The organism is Bacillus sp. PAMC28571, from assembly GCF_014250435.1.
GTDB classification, from domain to species: Bacteria; Bacillota; Bacilli; order Bacillales; family Bacillaceae; genus Bacillus; species Bacillus safensis.
In genome coordinates this window covers 1,177,909-1,194,067 of sequence record NZ_CP060191.1, presented here as the reverse complement: position 1 = coordinate 1,194,067, position 16,159 = coordinate 1,177,909, and the positions used below count along the sequence as shown (strand labels likewise).

Annotated in this window: 16 protein-coding genes; 5 read left to right on the top strand and 11 right to left on the bottom strand. The window is 41.3% G+C overall.

What is annotated here, in order from left to right; translation table 11 throughout:
- Positions 1 to 3: 3 nt before the first annotated feature.
- Positions 4 to 123 (bottom strand): GapA-binding peptide SR1P, encoded by a 120-nt coding sequence (locus H7F25_RS05880; RefSeq protein WP_003212464.1) that lies wholly within the window; start codon positions 121 to 123, stop codon positions 4 to 6.
- A gap of 316 nt (positions 124 to 439) precedes the next feature.
- On the opposite strand from H7F25_RS05880, the gene H7F25_RS05875 reads away from it, so the two are divergent.
- Positions 440 to 820: a hypothetical protein gene (locus H7F25_RS05875; RefSeq protein WP_223250976.1), complete on the top strand. Its 381-nt coding sequence runs from the start codon at positions 440 to 442 to the stop codon at positions 818 to 820.
- Positions 821 to 946: 126 nt separating this feature from the next.
- Here the strand turns inward: H7F25_RS05875 and lpdA are convergent, their stop codons facing one another.
- The 5 genes from lpdA to H7F25_RS05850 all read right to left on the bottom strand — a co-directional run bounded on the left by lpdA (position 947) and on the right by H7F25_RS05850 (position 6,986).
- Positions 947 to 2,359, bottom strand: coding sequence for a dihydrolipoyl dehydrogenase (gene lpdA, locus H7F25_RS05870; protein ID WP_024426892.1), 1,413 nt, complete (start codon positions 2,357 to 2,359; stop codon positions 947 to 949).
- Between the two features lie 4 nt (positions 2,360 to 2,363).
- On the bottom strand, positions 2,364 to 3,704 hold the full coding sequence (locus tag H7F25_RS05865) for a dihydrolipoamide acetyltransferase family protein (RefSeq protein WP_024426891.1): 1,341 nt from the start codon (positions 3,702 to 3,704) through the stop codon (positions 2,364 to 2,366).
- Positions 3,705 to 3,811: 107 nt separating this feature from the next.
- Positions 3,812 to 4,789, bottom strand: coding sequence for a pyruvate dehydrogenase complex E1 component subunit beta (gene pdhB / locus H7F25_RS05860; protein WP_012009824.1), 978 nt, complete (start codon positions 4,787 to 4,789; stop codon positions 3,812 to 3,814).
- A gap of 3 nt (positions 4,790 to 4,792) precedes the next feature.
- Positions 4,793 to 5,908: a pyruvate dehydrogenase (acetyl-transferring) E1 component subunit alpha gene (pdhA, locus tag H7F25_RS05855; protein WP_024424754.1), complete on the bottom strand. Its 1,116-nt coding sequence runs from the start codon at positions 5,906 to 5,908 to the stop codon at positions 4,793 to 4,795.
- Between the two features lie 409 nt (positions 5,909 to 6,317).
- Positions 6,318 to 6,986: a YkyA family protein gene (locus tag H7F25_RS05850; RefSeq protein ID WP_073205041.1), complete on the bottom strand. Its 669-nt coding sequence runs from the start codon at positions 6,984 to 6,986 to the stop codon at positions 6,318 to 6,320.
- Positions 6,987 to 7,219: 233 nt separating this feature from the next.
- Between H7F25_RS05850 and H7F25_RS05845 the strand changes: the two genes are divergently transcribed.
- Positions 7,220 to 7,411 carry a YjcZ family sporulation protein gene (locus H7F25_RS05845; protein ID WP_029706718.1) on the top strand — a complete coding sequence of 64 codons (192 nt, stop codon included), beginning with the start codon at positions 7,220 to 7,222 and terminating at the stop codon, positions 7,409 to 7,411.
- A gap of 111 nt (positions 7,412 to 7,522) precedes the next feature.
- Entirely contained in the window at positions 7,523 to 8,080 is a 558-nt protein-coding gene (def, locus tag H7F25_RS05840) for a peptide deformylase (protein ID WP_024424751.1), read from the top strand.
- A gap of 39 nt (positions 8,081 to 8,119) precedes the next feature.
- Here the strand turns inward: def and H7F25_RS05835 are convergent, their stop codons facing one another.
- Complete coding sequence (locus H7F25_RS05835) at positions 8,120 to 8,899, bottom strand: Cof-type HAD-IIB family hydrolase (RefSeq protein ID WP_073205038.1); 780 nt, start codon at positions 8,897 to 8,899, stop codon at positions 8,120 to 8,122.
- A gap of 397 nt (positions 8,900 to 9,296) precedes the next feature.
- Here H7F25_RS05835 and H7F25_RS05830 point away from each other — a divergent pair, with 397 nt between their 5' ends.
- On the top strand, positions 9,297 to 9,506 hold the full coding sequence (locus tag H7F25_RS05830; protein WP_008345114.1) for a DNA-dependent RNA polymerase subunit epsilon: 210 nt from the start codon (positions 9,297 to 9,299) through the stop codon (positions 9,504 to 9,506).
- Between the two features lie 5 nt (positions 9,507 to 9,511).
- Complete coding sequence (rnjA, locus tag H7F25_RS05825) at positions 9,512 to 11,179, top strand: ribonuclease J1 (RefSeq protein ID WP_012009818.1); 1,668 nt, start codon at positions 9,512 to 9,514, stop codon at positions 11,177 to 11,179.
- Positions 11,180 to 11,277: 98 nt separating this feature from the next.
- Here rnjA and ade read toward each other — a convergent pair whose 3' ends face one another.
- The 4 genes from ade to H7F25_RS05805 form a co-directional block, all read right to left on the bottom strand.
- Positions 11,278 to 13,005 (bottom strand): adenine deaminase, encoded by a 1,728-nt coding sequence (gene ade, locus H7F25_RS05820; protein WP_151039433.1) that lies wholly within the window; start codon positions 13,003 to 13,005, stop codon positions 11,278 to 11,280.
- 261 nt (positions 13,006 to 13,266) lie between these two features.
- Positions 13,267 to 13,935 carry a potassium channel family protein gene (locus H7F25_RS05815; protein WP_008345123.1) on the bottom strand — a complete coding sequence of 223 codons (669 nt, stop codon included), beginning with the start codon at positions 13,933 to 13,935 and terminating at the stop codon, positions 13,267 to 13,269.
- Between the two features lie 37 nt (positions 13,936 to 13,972).
- Positions 13,973 to 14,809: a gamma-glutamylcyclotransferase family protein gene (locus H7F25_RS05810; protein WP_171464195.1), complete on the bottom strand. Its 837-nt coding sequence runs from the start codon at positions 14,807 to 14,809 to the stop codon at positions 13,973 to 13,975.
- A gap of 4 nt (positions 14,810 to 14,813) precedes the next feature.
- On the bottom strand, positions 14,814 to 16,124 hold the full coding sequence (locus tag H7F25_RS05805; protein WP_171464194.1) for an ATP-binding protein: 1,311 nt from the start codon (positions 16,122 to 16,124) through the stop codon (positions 14,814 to 14,816).
- Between the last annotated feature and the right edge of the window lie 35 nt (positions 16,125 to 16,159).

Sequence of the window (16,159 nt, the reverse complement as noted above, 5' to 3'; positions counted from 1 at the left end):
TATTTATTCAGAGGCTTCATCACAGCAATGACAGTGACCACACGTTCCATATAGCGTTGTCACTTTTTCATTTTCAAATTGATCAATGGTTTCATTGCAATCTTGACAAATAATTGTACCCACGTACATTCCCCTTTTCTTCATTCATAGTTTGAAAGCGTTTGATCTATTTCTTATTTCTATAATATGATGTCACATTTAAGTTGTCAACGGTTAATTGTATGACACATTTAATCATTTTTTATAAATATGTGCTTTTTTCTTATCATATTGTGGGAACGTTTCAATTGTATTTTGCTTCATATCAATTCTGTAACAATTGAGTAACAATCGAAAATTGTCAAAAGGGACATGATACACTAGAGTGACTAACAGGGAACAAGCTCCTAAAAATGTTGGGACAACCCCAAATGATTTTGAGGTGAATAGATTGAATTTTATGAGGACACTTCTCATTATATTCCCCATGCTCTTTGTACTTAGTTCATGCTCATTTGCGTATATCATACCGAATCAGACCGACCAAGTCCGTCATATTCAAAAACCGAGAATTCTCTTTTTTACTGATGCAGAAAACCTTGATAAAGAAAGCCCATATTATGATGCAGTCCTCGATTTAAAAAATGAATACCCTAAGGAAATGTCAAAAATGATTGTGAAAGAAGATCGTAAAGGGTGGAAAAATGAAGTTGATGAACTGCCGGCTATTTTACTTGTCAATGATGAAAAAGTGATCGTGAAAGTGGAAGGAAATGTCCGCAGTAAACAGGAGATCTTATCGCCTTTATGTCATGCTTTAGACCGCGTCAATACAAACTAATGATATGTACCTTGCACTTATATATATCCATATGAAAAAACCCCTCACCTCATGAGGGGTTTTTCATATGGTGTTCAGGGCGCCAAAAAAACCCTCTCCTTGATGGAGAGGGTTTCATAGGTTTCATTATTTTACGATGTGGATTGGGCTTCCGATTGCTACTTCAGCCGTTTCCATTGTAATTTCACCTAATGTTGGGTGAGCGTGAATTGTCATAGCGATATCTTCAGCAGTCACTCCAGCTTCGATTGCAAGGCTAAGCTCTGAAATCATATCAGAAGCGCCAACACCTGCGATTTGAGCACCGATCACTAGACCATCCTCTTTACGAGTGATCATTTTCATGAAGCCATCAGTTGCATCAAGAGAAAGTGCACGTCCGTTCGCTGCGAATGGGAATTTCGCTGCAACGATTTCGATTCCTTCTGCTTTTGCTTCTGCTTCAGTGTATCCAACAGTTGCAAGTTCTGGCTCAGAGAATACAACAGCAGGAATACCAAGGTAATCAATTTCAGCTGGCTCTCCAGCGATTGCTTCAGCTGCAATTTTACCTTCGTAAGAAGCTTTGTGAGCAAGTGGTGGTCCATCAACGATGTCACCAATTGCATAGATGTTAGATACGCTTGTACGGCATTGTTTGTCTGTTTTGACAACTCCGCGGTCAGTCAATTCAACACCAACTTGCTCAAGACCAAGCTCATCCGTGTTTGGACGACGACCAACAGTCACAAGTACGTAATCAGCATCAACTGTTTTTTCTTCGCCTTTTACTTCGAACGTAACAGTGACACCATCAGATTTTTCTTCAACGCCTTTTGCAAGAGCGTTTGTATGGATTTCAACGTTTCCTTTTTTCTTCAGGTTACGTTTAACCAATGAGCTCATTTGCTTTTCGAAACCTGGAAGGATTTCGTCTCCACCTTCAAGGATCACAACTTCAGTTCCAAAGTTTGCATAAGCAGTACCAAGCTCAGTGCCGATGTATCCACCACCGATGACAACTAACTTTTTAGGTACTTCTTTAAGCGCTAAAGCACCAGTTGAGTTGATCACGCGGTCTGTGTATTTAAAAGTAGGCAATTCAATTGGACGAGATCCAGTTGCAAGAATTGCATTTTTGAAAGTGTAAGTCTGTGCTGAATTATCATCCATTACACGTACAGAGTTGCTGTCTACGAAATAAGCTTCACCTTTGACGATGTCTACTTTATTTCCTTTAAGAAGACCTTGAACTCCACCTGTTAACTTATTAACAACAGAAGCTTTCCACTCTTGAACTTTTGTGAAATCAACTGTTACGTTTTCAGCTTTGATACCCATGTCTTCAGAATGCTTAGCATTTTCAAAACGATGGCCAGCATTGATTAGTGCTTTTGAAGGGATACAGCCAACGTTTAGACATACACCGCCAAGTGTTCCTTTTTCAACGATTGTTACTTTTTGTCCAAGCTGTGCAGCACGAATAGCAGCTACATATCCACCAGGACCTGCACCGATGACAAGAGTATCTGTTTCGATTGGGAAATCTCCTACTACCATGACATTACGCCTCCATTAAAATTAATTGTGGATCATTCAATAAACGCTTGATGTGGTTAAGGGCATTTTGCGCAGTAGCTCCGTCAATCATACGGTGGTCAAAGCTTAGGGAAAGAGCTAAGACAGGAGCTGCAACGATTTCGCCATCACGAACAACCGCTTTTTCAGCGATACGGCCAATACCAAGGATCGCTACTTCTGGGTGGTTGATGACTGGAGTAAACCATTGTCCACCAGCAGAACCGATGTTTGTGATTGTGCAAGATGCACCTTTCATTTCAGCTGGAGCCAATTTACCATCACGTGCTTTTGTTGCAAGCTCATTGATTTCGTTAGAAACTTCGAAAATCGCTTTGCGATCTGCATTTTTTACAACTGGAACTAGCAAGCCTTTTTCAGTGTCAGCTGCAATTCCGATGTTGTAGTAATGCTTTTGAACAACTTCATCTGTTTTATCATCGATAGAAGTGTTAAGTACTGGGTACTTTTTCAAAGCAGAAGTTAGAGCTTTTACAACGTAAGGCAAGTAAGTTAACTTGATTCCTTGATCAGCTGCAACTTGTTTGAATTGTTTACGATGTGCAACAAGGTTTGTTACATCAACTTCATCCATTAATGTTACGTGAGGAGCTGTATGCTTAGAGTTCACCATTGCTTTTGCGATTGCTTTGCGGATTCCGCTCATTTTCTCGCGAGTTTCTGGGAATTCTCCTTCAAGAACTGGAGCTGCTGCTGCTTTAGGAGCTGCTTCTTCTTTCGCACTTTCAGCTGCTTGAGGTGCTGCTTCTTGAGCTGCAGAACCACCATTAACGAAGCTGTCGATATCTTCTTTTAACACACGGCCGTTTTTACCAGAACCTGCAACTTTGTAAATTTCAACGCCTTTTTCGCGAGCATATTTACGTACAGATGGCATAGCGATCACGCGTTTGTTTGGATCAGCGTCTACTTGCTCTTGTGCGCCTGCACCAGTTGCTGCTGCCGCTTCTTCTTGTGCTACTTCTTTCTTCTCTGGCTCGTTACCAGCTTCAGCAGTACCTTGTACTTGAGCTTCAGTTTTTGCTTCGCCTTCTTCTTCGCTGCCTTTAAATTGAAGATTTTCGTAACCAGGTGCATCAAACGTAATGATTGTTTGTCCTACAGTTGCAACTGTTCCCTCTTCAACTTTTAATTCTAATACTTTTCCTTTAACAGGTGAAGGAATTTCTACAACTGCTTTATCATTTTGTACCTCTGCTAAAACGTCATCTTCATTGATTTCGTCGTTTGGTTTAACAAACCACTTAACGATCTCACCTTCGTGGATACCTTCTCCGATGTCCGGAAGTTTAAATTCAAATGCCACTGTTTTTCGCCTCCTAGATTTTGTTGAACCCTTGTTGTGTATATTTACACGGTCATGTAATTGATAAAGGGGAAGAGAAATAAATTCTTTTCCCCTCTGTCATTTAATTAAAATTCAAGAACTTTCTTCGCTGTTTCAAGTACATCTTTATGGTTTGGAAGCCATACGCTCTCAGCTTGAGAGAAAGCAAATACAGTATCAGGTGCAGCTACACGAAGTACTGGTGCTTCCAAGCTAAGGATCGCTCTGTCATTGATTTCAGCTACTACGTTTGCAGCAATACCAGCTTGTTTTTGTGCTTCTTGAACAACGATCGCACGGCCTGTTTTTTCAACAGAAGCGATGATTGTTTCAATATCAAGCGGGCTTACTGTGCGAAGGTCGATCACTTCAGCAGAAACGCCTTCTTTTTCTAGCTCTTCAGCAGCTTTTAGTGATTCGTGAACCATTGCACCGTAAGTGATGATTGAAAGGTCAGAACCTTCACGTTTCACGTCAGCTTTACCGATTTCAATTGTGTACTCTTCTTCAGGAACTTCCTGACGGAAAGAACGATAAAGTTTCATATGCTCAAGGAATACTACAGGATCGTTGTCACGAATTGCAGAAATTAAAAGTCCTTTTGCATCGTAAGGTGTTGAAGGAATAACAACCTTGATACCAGGCTGTTGTGCGATAAGACCTTCTAAGCTGTCAGCGTGAAGCTCAGGTGTGTGAACTCCCCCGCCGAATGGAGAACGGATTGTCACTGGAGAATGCCAGCGTCCGCCAGAACGGTAACGCATACGAGCCATTTGTCCAGAAACAGAATCTAATACTTCGTATACGAATCCGAAGAATTGAATTTCCATTACCGGGCGGAATTCTTGTAGTCCAAGGCCAATAGCAAGACCGCCAATACCAGATTCAGCAAGTGGAGTATCGAATACACGATCCTCACCAAACTCTTTTTGCAATCCTTCAGTCGCACGGAATACGCCGCCGTTTTTACCAACGTCTTCTCCGAAAACGAGAACGTTTTCGTCATTTTTCAGTTCTGTGCGTAACGCATCAGTGATCGCTTGAATCATTGTCATTTGCGCCATGGCTTACTTCGACTCCTTCTGTTTGTAAATTTCAAGCTGTTCAACTAAGTTGAATGGTTTTACATCGTACATGTTTTCAATCAAGTCAGTGACTTTTTGCTTAGGCTGTTCGTCAGCTTCTTTGATCGCTTGTTTGATTTGTTCTTTTGCATCTTCAATCACTTTATTCTCTTCTTCTTCAGACCATAGGCCTTTGTTTTCCAAGAATTTGCGGTAGCGTACCAATGGATCTTTTTGCTCCCACTCGTTTTCATCTTCTTTTGTACGATATCTTGTTGGATCGTCACCAGCCATTGTATGTGGGCCGTAACGGAATGTAAGAGTTTCGATTAATGTTGGACCTTCACCATTTACAGCGCGCTCACGAGCTTCAGCAGTTGCTGCATAAACAGCTAATGCATCCATACCGTCAACTTGTACGCCTACGATACCAGCTGCAGCTGCTTTTTGTGCAATTGTTTGTGCAGCAGACTGCTTTTCAACAGGTGTAGAGATCGCATATCTGTTGTTTTGGACAACAAAAATCGCTGGCGCTTTGTAAGCCCCTGCAAAGTTAATACCTTCGTAGAAATCACCTTGTGAAGCTCCACCGTCACCAGTGTAAGTGATTGCAACAGCTTTTTTACCGCGCTTTTTCAAACCAAGAGCTACACCAGCAGCTTGAATGATTTGAGCACCGATAATGATTTGTGGTGAAAGTGCATTCACATCTTCAGGCATTTGGTTACCAACAAAGTGTCCGCGAGAGAACAAGAATGCTTTTGTTAGCGGAAGACCATGCCAGATTAATTGTGGTACGTCACGATATCCTGGAAGAATGAAATCTTCTTTCTCAAGTGCAAAGTGAGTTGCAAGCTGAGAAGCCTCTTGTCCAGCTGTTGGCGCGTAGAAGCCAAGACGGCCTTGACGGTTCAATGAAATTGAACGTTGATCTAATACTCGTGTAAACACCATACGGCGCATTAATTCTTTTAATTGGTCATCTGAAAGATCCGGCATTGCCGCTTCGTTTACGACTTCGCCTTTTTCGTTTAAAATTTGAAACGTTTCAAACTGCTTTTTGATGGCATCAAATTGCTTTTTGCTATCAACAATTGCTTTTTTTGTTTTTGCAGCCATTCTAAAGTCACCTCTTCCTTTCTTTTAACAGTCCATTTGTCGTGAATCCATTTATACATACAGATATAGGATAACCCAAAATACTCATATGACTCCTGTATATAATAGCCACTAAGATCGTTGTCGAAACATTGGTTGACCACTCGTTTTTGAGCCCTTCTAACTGTATTAACGATAGTTCACAAAAAACTAATACAACTTCTGTTAACAAGGAATAGTTTACAACAAGAAAAATAGTCCGTCAATTGATTTAACGGCTTTATTTAAATAAATGTATTCGCTTTACTTTTTATGGTGAACTGTATCAATCTGTTTAACAAACAACCTAATCTGTACTAGTATAGAGTGTACTACTGTACTACAATAGAAAATGTTTGTTTTTGTCGAAAAATAAAAAAAGAGCTGTTTTTCAGCTCTTTTTCGACTCTTGATCCGCTGCATTATACAAAGCCTTTTTATGATCATTCAATTGATCTGTATATCGATTGAACTTCTTACTTTCTTTTCTGACTTTGCTATATGAACGATTCACGGTCTTCAGCTTTGACTTCAGTTCTTCATATCCGAGATCCTTTTTCTTCAAAGATTGATACAAATGCTGGTCTTGTTTCAGCGCCTTTTGATACTCCTTGTAAAGCTGATCATATGACGCATATCGTTTCTCAATCGATTTGACCGTTTGATCTGCTTTCTCTTTTAACTCCGCATCTTGCAATCGTGCGGCAGATTCCTTTACCGTTTTCAATTCTTTTTTCGATTCATCCATACTGTCTTTTTCAGTTTTTAAATGTTCTTCTCGTTTCGCTGCCGATGCTAACGCCTGATCAGAAAGGCTTTCCACTGTTTTTGTATGGTCCTTTGTTGTTTGAATCATTTTTTTATACAGCTTCTGCTCTTTTTCTTCATAGCTTTGCAGTGTACCTTGCTCTTTTTCGAAGGATGCTTCTTTTTCACTCATTTTCGTCATTGCGTCCTGCATATCATTGATCGGACTTTGACCTCCGCACCCTGTCAGCAAAAGGGTACATACCCCCGCTAAAGCAGCACCTGCTTTCATGCTTCTTTTCATCTGTCTCATGACAAGGTCCCCCTTTACATCTCCACATACCACTATAATTTTTATAGACGTTTGTGACAAGGAAAGAGGTCAATCAGATGAGGCGGAGAAGATTTTTTTCAAGCAATAGGCGCATGACTATACAAATAGTGCATTCATACATAGTTTATATTACACGCTTCGCCTTCACTTATGAGAGGCCAAGTGTATTTCCAAAGGAGGTCAAAAGTATGTCTAATTATAGTCATGGAAGTATGTATGGTGGATACGGCGGTTACGGGTATGGATTCGGTGGTGGATATGGCGGCGGCTGTTGTTACCCAAGTTATGGCGGTGGATACGGATGCGGATACGGCGGCGGACGTACATTCGCTTTAATCGTTGTGCTTTTCATCCTATTAATTATCGTTGGCGCAGCATTCTTAGGCGGCGGTGGCTGCTGCTAAGGCTGTTTAAGCCTCTGACCGGTCTCATAGGACCGGTCTTCTTTATTTCATTGCATATGTTGTGTATCATTTTATATACTTTACATACAAAGGAAATAGGAGTGAAGTTTTGTGATTACCATGGATGATATCGTAAGGGACGGACATCCCGTCTTAAGACAAACAGCTGAAGCGGTCGAACTCCCGCCGACAGAAGAGGAAAAACAGCAATTAGCTGACATGATCGAATTCGTCAAAAACAGTCAGGATGCTGACATTGCTGAAAAATACGGACTAAGACCCGGCGTTGGATTGGCAGCTCCGCAAATCAATATTAGTAAACGAATGATCGCTGTTCACTGTGAGGATGAAGACGGAGAAGAATACAGCTATGCTCTGTTCAACCCGCGTATTGTCAGTCATTCAGTCAAAAGAGCTTATTTAGCGACTGGTGAAGGCTGCTTATCAGTTGATGAAGCCATCCCTGGATTTGTTCCTCGATATCAAAAAATCAGGGTCAAGGCCACTACGCTTGAAGGAGAGGACATTGATATCCGTCTAAAAGGGTTCCCTGCCATTGTCTTTCAGCACGAAATTGACCATTTAAATGGCATTATGTTTTATGATCATATTCAAAAGGATCAGCCGTTCGCTGAGCCAGAAAACTCTGTTGCGATCGGCAGATCATAACATAAAAAAGAAGACCCGGCGATCTAAGGGTCTTCTTTTTTATTCTTCAATGAGGCCAAGCTGGGTCAATGCATGGAATATGCCGTCCTCATCTACTGGCTTTGTCACAAAATCAGCCAATGCTTTCAGTTCACTCACAGCATTTCCCATCGCCACGCCTGTTCCAGCAAACGAAATCATTTCTCTATCGTTCAGTCCGTCTCCAAAGGCAATGGTATCCTTTTGATCATAAGGAAGTCTTTCGATGACTCGTTTGATTCCTTCAGCTTTTGATCCGCCTTTTGGCAGAACGTCTGTTGACAGCTCATGCCATCTGACAAGGTCAATTTCTTCGCGGAATGCCTTATACTCCACTTCCTCTTCTGCCTTACAAAATAACAGCATTTGAAAAATGTCGTTTTCTTTAAAGAAAGATACATCGTGCTCAGGATGCTCTGTTTTTAAAGTACCGATTCCTTCATGGATAAACGGATGATTCGGCACAGACGCCTTCATCGTTTCTTCTCCCATAAAAACAAGCGGATGATCATGACGATCCGCTGTTTCATAAATCCGCTCCATCAGCTCCTGCTTCAGCGGATTGCCGTAAATAACGTCTCCCTCATACATGACATACTGACCGTTATAAGCAATGAATGAGTCAAGCCCTAATTCTTCTAAAATGGGCCGAATCAGAAAAGGAGAACGCCCAGATGCAATGAAGAGATGATGACCTTTTTCTTTTAATAAATGAACCGCTCGCTTCGTTGACTCAGGTATATTTTTATCATGGTCATATAAAGTACCGTCGATATCAAAGAAGATGACTTTTTTATTCATATCTCGCCCTCCTGCTCTTCGTTATGTATACACACTCCCTTTCATCATACAGAAAGATTTCCGCTTTCGAAACTAATTCCTTTTGAAAGCGCCCATTTCCCACATATAACCATGTAACATTCAATAGAAACATCATATAATACAAGTATATAGAGAGACCGGAACACGCTGGTTAAGCTTACTTCAACCCGAAAGGAGGCGGCATGTGATGCTTCGTCGTCTGCGTAAGAAAATTCGAAGACAATGGAAGGACATGCTTCGTAAAAAATCGATTGCTTAAAGGGATCTTCCGCACATTTGCCGAAGGTCCTTTTTTCTCAGAGACTTTTCTTATGCGCGTTTTTTTAATATAATAGAATAAGCGAGTGTAACATACGGTATTTAAGGAGAGATTTGGATGATATATAAGGTATTTTTTCAGGCAAGTACTACTGAGGTACCTGTAAGAGAACACACAGATTCACTATACGTTGAAGCGGTTTCTGAAAGAGACGTACGCGATAAGTTGAAAAAACATAACTACAACATTGAATTCATTCAGCCTGTAGACGGTGCTTTTTTAGACTATGAACGAGAAAGTGAAAATTTTAAAGTATTGGAGCTATGAGAGGAATGAAATTTGTTAAAAACGATCAGGCGGCAGTTTTTGCGCTCGGCGGTTTAGGCGAGATCGGTAAAAACACGTATGGCGTTCAATTTCAAGATGAAATCATTTTAATTGATGCAGGTATTAAGTTTCCTGAAGACGAGCTTCTTGGAATTGACTACGTCATCCCTGACTATACGTACTTAGTTAAAAACGAAGATAAAATCAAAGGTCTTTTCATCACTCACGGACATGAAGACCACATCGGCGGTATCCCTTACCTTCTCAAGCAAGTGAATATTCCAGTTTACGGCGGCAAACTCGCAATCGGCCTACTTCGTAATAAATTGGAAGAGCACGGTCTCTTGAGACAAACAAAACTTCATATTTTTGAAGAAGAAGATACCATTAAATTTAGAAAAACAGCTGTGTCTTTCTTTAGAACGACACACAGTATTCCAGATTCTTATGGAATTGTCGTCAAGACACCTCCTGGTAACATCGTACATACAGGTGATTTCAAGTTTGACTTTACTCCTGTTGGCGAGCCTGCCAATTTAACCAAAATGGCTGAGATCGGAAAAGAAGGCGTTCTTTGTCTTTTATCTGATAGTACAAACAGTGAAATCCCAGAATTTACGATGTCTGAAAGACGCGTAGGTGAAAGCATTGATGACATCTTCAGAAAAGTCGATGGACGCATCATCTTTGCCACGTTTGCTTCAAACATTCACAGACTTCAGCAAGTGATTGAGTCTGCTGTTGCCAACGGCAGAAAAGTCGCTGTATTTGGACGCAGTATGGAGTCTGCTATTGATATTGGACAAGATCTTGGCTATATTAAATGTCCAAAAAACACGTTTATTGAACATAATGAAATCAACCGCCTTCCGGCAAACAAAGTGACCATTCTTTGTACTGGAAGCCAGGGTGAACCGATGGCAGCTCTTTCTCGTATTGCGAACGGTACTCACCGCCAGATTTCTATTAACCCTGGAGACACTGTTGTCTTCTCATCTTCACCGATCCCAGGTAACAATATTAGTGTAAGCCGCACCATTAACCAGCTTTATCGTGCAGGTGCTGAGGTCATTCATGGCTCGCTTAATAATATTCATACATCTGGTCACGGCGGACAAGAAGAACAAAAACTCATGCTCCGTTTAATTAAACCAAAATTCTTTATGCCGATTCACGGTGAATACCGCATGCAAAAAACGCATATCAAACTTGCGAATGATTGCGGCATCCCTGAGGAAAACTGCTTTATCATGGATAACGGTGAAGTTCTTGCACTGAAAGGTGACGAAGCAAGTGTCGCTGGCAAAATTCCATCAGGCAACGTGTATATCGACGGAAGCGGTATTGGCGATATCGGAAACATCGTTTTAAGAGACCGCCGCATTCTTTCTGAAGAAGGTCTTGTCATTGTAGTCGTGAGTATGGACATGAAAGAATTCAAAATCTCTGCTGGTCCTGATTTGATCTCAAGAGGTTTTGTCTACATGAGAGAATCTGGAGATCTGATTAACGATGCACAGGATTTAATTTCGAAGCATCTTGAAAAAGTAATGGAACGTAAGACAACTCAGTGGTCTGAAATCAAGAACGAAATTACTGACACCCTTGCACCTTTCCTTTATGAAAAAACAAGACGCCGTCCAATGATCCTACCGATTATTATGGAAGTGTAACCATAAAAAGAGACACAAGCCGCTTGGCTGTGTCTCTTTTTTTCACTATTCATTGAAAAAAGCGCATATATACAAGGTACACATGCGGTTTCTCATTTTTATTGAATTGGGAGATGCTGAAAACTTCTGACATCAAACAAACCCTTTGTCGTCATTTTCACATCAGGAATGACTGGGAGTGCCAAGAAGGACAGCGTCAAAAATGGATTAAAATCTAAAGTAAAGCCTGTTTCTTTCAACGCTTCATGGAGTGCATGAAGGCTTTCTTTTACAAGATGTGCCGGCTGATCTGAAAGTAAACCAGAGATCGGTAATGGCAGCGTATGAAGAGACTGGCCCTCTTTGACAACCGTCAAACCGCCCCCTGCTTCTTTTAATGCGTCAATGGCTTTCACGATATCAGCATCATTTGTGCCAACCGCAATTAAATTGTGAGAATCATGCGCAACCGTTGTTGCAATTGCGCCCTTTTCTAATCCAAAGCCGCTGACAACCCCTATCCCCATTTCAGATAAGCCTTGATGGCGTTCGACAAGCACCATTTTTAATACATCTCTTTCTGTATCACTAGTGAATTGTCCGTTCGTTTCTGAAGGAGAGATTTGTTCTAATTTTGTTTCTAGCTGATTCGGAATAATGCGGATGACATTCATTTTTTGATGAGCTGTGATAGGCAGAGCCAGATCCTGCTCTCGAACGTCTTTAGCATGAACAGATTGTAATAAGGCTGGACTTGGTGCAATTTTTTCGACACCTGGCTTGTACTCTCCATGCTGCGCCACCAATTCTCCTGCAATAAATACGCTGGTGATGTCTACTTGATGAAGATCAGAGACAAGCATAAAATCAGCATCAAAGCCTGGCGCAATGGCTCCCTTTGTTTTGAGGCCAAAGCACTCCGCTGCGTTTAAACTTCCCATTTGATACGCTAAAAATGGGTCTAATCCTTCTTTTATAGTCATACGTACTTGTTCATCAATACTTCCTTCAGCCATTAAATCATCTAAATGTTTATCATCGGTACAAAAGAAAAAGCGTCTCGCATTCTTTTCATTCACAGCTGGTAAAACGTTTTTCACGTTTTTGGCAACAGAGCCTTCTCTCAGCATGACATACATGCCTCGTTTTACACGTTCAAGGGCTTCGCCGGCTGTTGTTACCTCGTGATCTGTTTGGACACTAGCTGTGCGGTAAACGTTTATTAATCGGTCTGTTAAGCCTGCTAGATGGCCATCAATCAATTTATTCTCATTTTGAGCATCAAGCAGTTTTTGAAGCATATCTTCTTCAGCCTGCTCCACACCGACGTAATCCATCACCTCGGCAAGACCAAGAACCTCTTTCTCTTGATACAAAGGCTTTAAATCTTTCGCTTTTAAAACAGCACCTGATCGCTCAAAACTAACTGCCGGTACGCAGGATGGCAGCATGAAATAAATATTTAAGGCAGCTTTTCTCGCTTCTTCCAGCATAAAACGGATGCCTGTGATCCCTGACACATTGGCTATTTCATGCGGGTCTGTTACGACAGTTGTCACACCGCGCGGGACGACAGCTTTGGAGAATTCAGCAGGGGTAACCATGGAGGACTCGATATGAACGTGGCCATCAATAAAACCGGGTACAAGCATTTGACCTGCTGCATCCAGCTCCTGTTCTCCCTCGTACTCTCCAATCCCTACTATTTGTCCATTTTCAACAGCGACATCAGCGTCTAGCCATTCCTGGTTAAACACGTCCATAACCTTCGCATGTTTAATCACTAGGGCTGCTTTTTTTCTCTTTGCAGCTACCTCAATTTGATGTCTGAAAAGCTCCTTATCCAACGACACTGCCTCCTCCAAGTAAACAATATAATGTTTCTTATCGTATACGAATCTGTTTGCCCAGTCAATGACATTTAGAGAAAATCATCCAGATAAAAAGACTGATTTTTATTTCTGAATAGTGATAATTGCATGAAAAATATGATGATTGACTTTAGCTGTTTATGCAGAACAAAACAGCCCTTTTAAATGTCTTCTTCCCTCTTCACTGTCCACCTCATGTGTACACAATCATATAAAAAAACACCCTGCCCAGGGTGTTTAATAATCGTTCTGCATTTCTCGTTTTTCAAAGCGTCCGATATCGGCAACTGCCCCAATGACAATCAGAATATCTTCTTTTTGAATCATTTCATCTGCGAGCGGTGAAACAATCACTTCTTTTCCACGCTTAATCGCCACAATATTAATGCCATATCTCGCTCTAATATCGAGATCTAAAAGAGAATGCCCTGCAAGCCTGCTGTTGGCAACGATTTCAATGAGGCTGTACTCATCTGACAGCTCAAGATAATCTAATACGTTATTGGAGATGATTTTATGTGCAATTCGTCTGCCCATGTCCCGCTCTGGATGAACGATGCGGTCAGCCCCAATTTTATTTAGTACCTTTTCGTGATAGTCGTTTTGCGCCTTTACTGTGACCATTTTGACGCCAAGCTCTTTCAGCATGATCGTCGTTAAAATACTGGCCTGAATGTTTTCACCAATCGCAACAATGACATGATCAAAATTGCGAATGCCGAGATTTTTTAAAACAGATTCGTCCGTCGAATCACCAATGACCGCATGTGACGCAATTTTCGCGTATTCGTTCACTCGATCTTCATTCATATCCATGGCCATGACTTCAAGTCCTTCTTCGCTCAGCGCCTTGCAAATACTTCCGCCAAAGCGTCCAAGACCAATGACTGCATATTCCTTTTTCATGTTCAGACTCCTTTTATCTTACTTACCATGCATTTTACTACGGTTTGATTAACGAATCCATATGCGAGCGAATTTTTTTGCGGAACGCTTCACTTAAGTAAAGATCTGCTCCTTTTTCAATTTCACTGCGGTAATGACCTGGCGGAGCAATTTCATCGCTCTTTTGAAGAACTAAAAAGGTTAAACAGTCTGCATATATTTGATCACCTATTTTGACATCGACAAAAGCTGGACGATATGTGCCCTCATAGACGCCTTCTCGTTTGTACAAATATCGAATGGCATCAAAAGGAACCTCATATAAAACGCCCTCTGTTTCTCCGCCGTCTTCTACCATATCGGCTCTTGATCCATCAGGCCTTACCAACGTAAATCTAGTTGTAAAGCCGTTCAGTGCACCGCCGCCGATGATTTGTTTAAAATAATGATCAACTTCCGCCAGTTTAAATCTTGCATCATCCATACAGGAGCCATAGGCAAAATAATAGAAGGATGCCGGCTTCTGCTGCCACAGTCTATATTCCTTCCAGCAGCCGCTCTCGATCTCCTTCAGCGCTGATGCCTTCTGCTTTGGTAAAGTGTATGTAACAGCCGCCACCAGCCCTTGGTCTGTCATGACATCGACCACCTGCTTGTCATACCCTTCCTCAAGAAAATCTATCTTATTCAGCGTGCTTACGGTTACCTCGTACAATTCTCCATATACTGTGCTTTTCTCTTCTAGAACGCACGCAGGGTATCCTTGACCTGTATCATAGATTCTGCCGCTGATCCAAGCTGATTTAGCTAATGGCCTGCTTTCTTTCATATACGACTCGTGGTGCTCTTCATGCTGCAAAAGCGTCCCATATACAAATAAAGCTTTCACCTTCATGAAATCACGTCCTCTCGCCTTGCTGTTGTCTGCATTTTTGCCACACAGGTAAATAGATATGAAAAGCTGTACCTTTTCCCAGCTCACTGACCACATCCATCCTACCGTGATGATCTTTTAAAATCGCTGCACAGATGGTGAGGCCAAGCCCCGTCCCTTCTGTTTTCGTAGAGAAGAAAGGATCATATATTTTCTGAATATCCTCTTCAGACATCCCTTTTCCTTCATCTTGAATGGTAATTTTCCATTCGTTCATCACTTTTTCTGTTGATATGTATATGCTGCCGCCTTCGGGCATTGCCTCAATGGCATTTTTGATTAAATTAATGAACAGCTGCTTCATTTGATTAGCGTCTGCTAATATAGCGCCGGCATCCTGCTTTTTAAATGGCTGTTTGAGATCAATATTCGAAAGGACTGCATTGGTTTTTAGCAATGTAATGACCTGCTCTAACAGTCCATGAAGCTGAACTTCTTGAAAATGGACAGACTGCGGCTTTGCCAGCACAAGCAGCTCACTTAAAACAAAATCAATCCGTTTAATTTCGGAAAAGATAATGTCAAAATAATCGGTTCTTTCAGGATATTGTGTTTTCATTAGCTGCAAAAAGCCGTTTACTGAGGTCAGCGGATTTCTGACTTCATGGGCGATTCCAGCGGCTATTTGTCCTGCAACGGCTAACTTTTGCGCCTGCATTTGCACTTGTTGATTTGATCTTTCAAGTTCAAGCTTTGCCAGCTTTTGTTTTGTAATATCTGCAACTGTTCCAATACCTCCAGTAAACTGGTGCTGCTCATCAAAGTAGAGCTTATAATGAACGTCTCCCCATACTTTCTTCCCCTCTTTATGAAGAAGCTGCAGCTCGATCCGCCCTGAATCTTTATGCTCTTTGATGACAGATGACAAATGCTGAATAACTCTTTCTTCTTGATCAAAGTACTGATTGTACATCGTACCTAGACATTCATCTATGTCATAGCCGGTCATTTGTTTCCATGCTTGATTTAAGAAGATGATGTGCCCTTTTTCATCTGTTTCAAAGACAATTTCTTGCAAGTTATCTGTAATTCGATTCAGCCGCTCTGTCAGCTCGTGTGCTTCTTTTTCTCTCTTATTTAGATCTGACACAAGTAAATTCAAGCGGTCTACATATCTTGAGACAACCCAGATCCCTGCTAACACAACGACTGTAAAGGCTAGATCGAGCGGCCAATTAATTTGATAGCCGCCTAGATAATAAAACAAATCCCAGCTTATGATTAAGATAAATGCAAGAACAGATAACACGATCCGCACTTGATATGTTTTGTTCAAATGATTCCACCTGCCGCCCTGAGATTCTTTGTCAA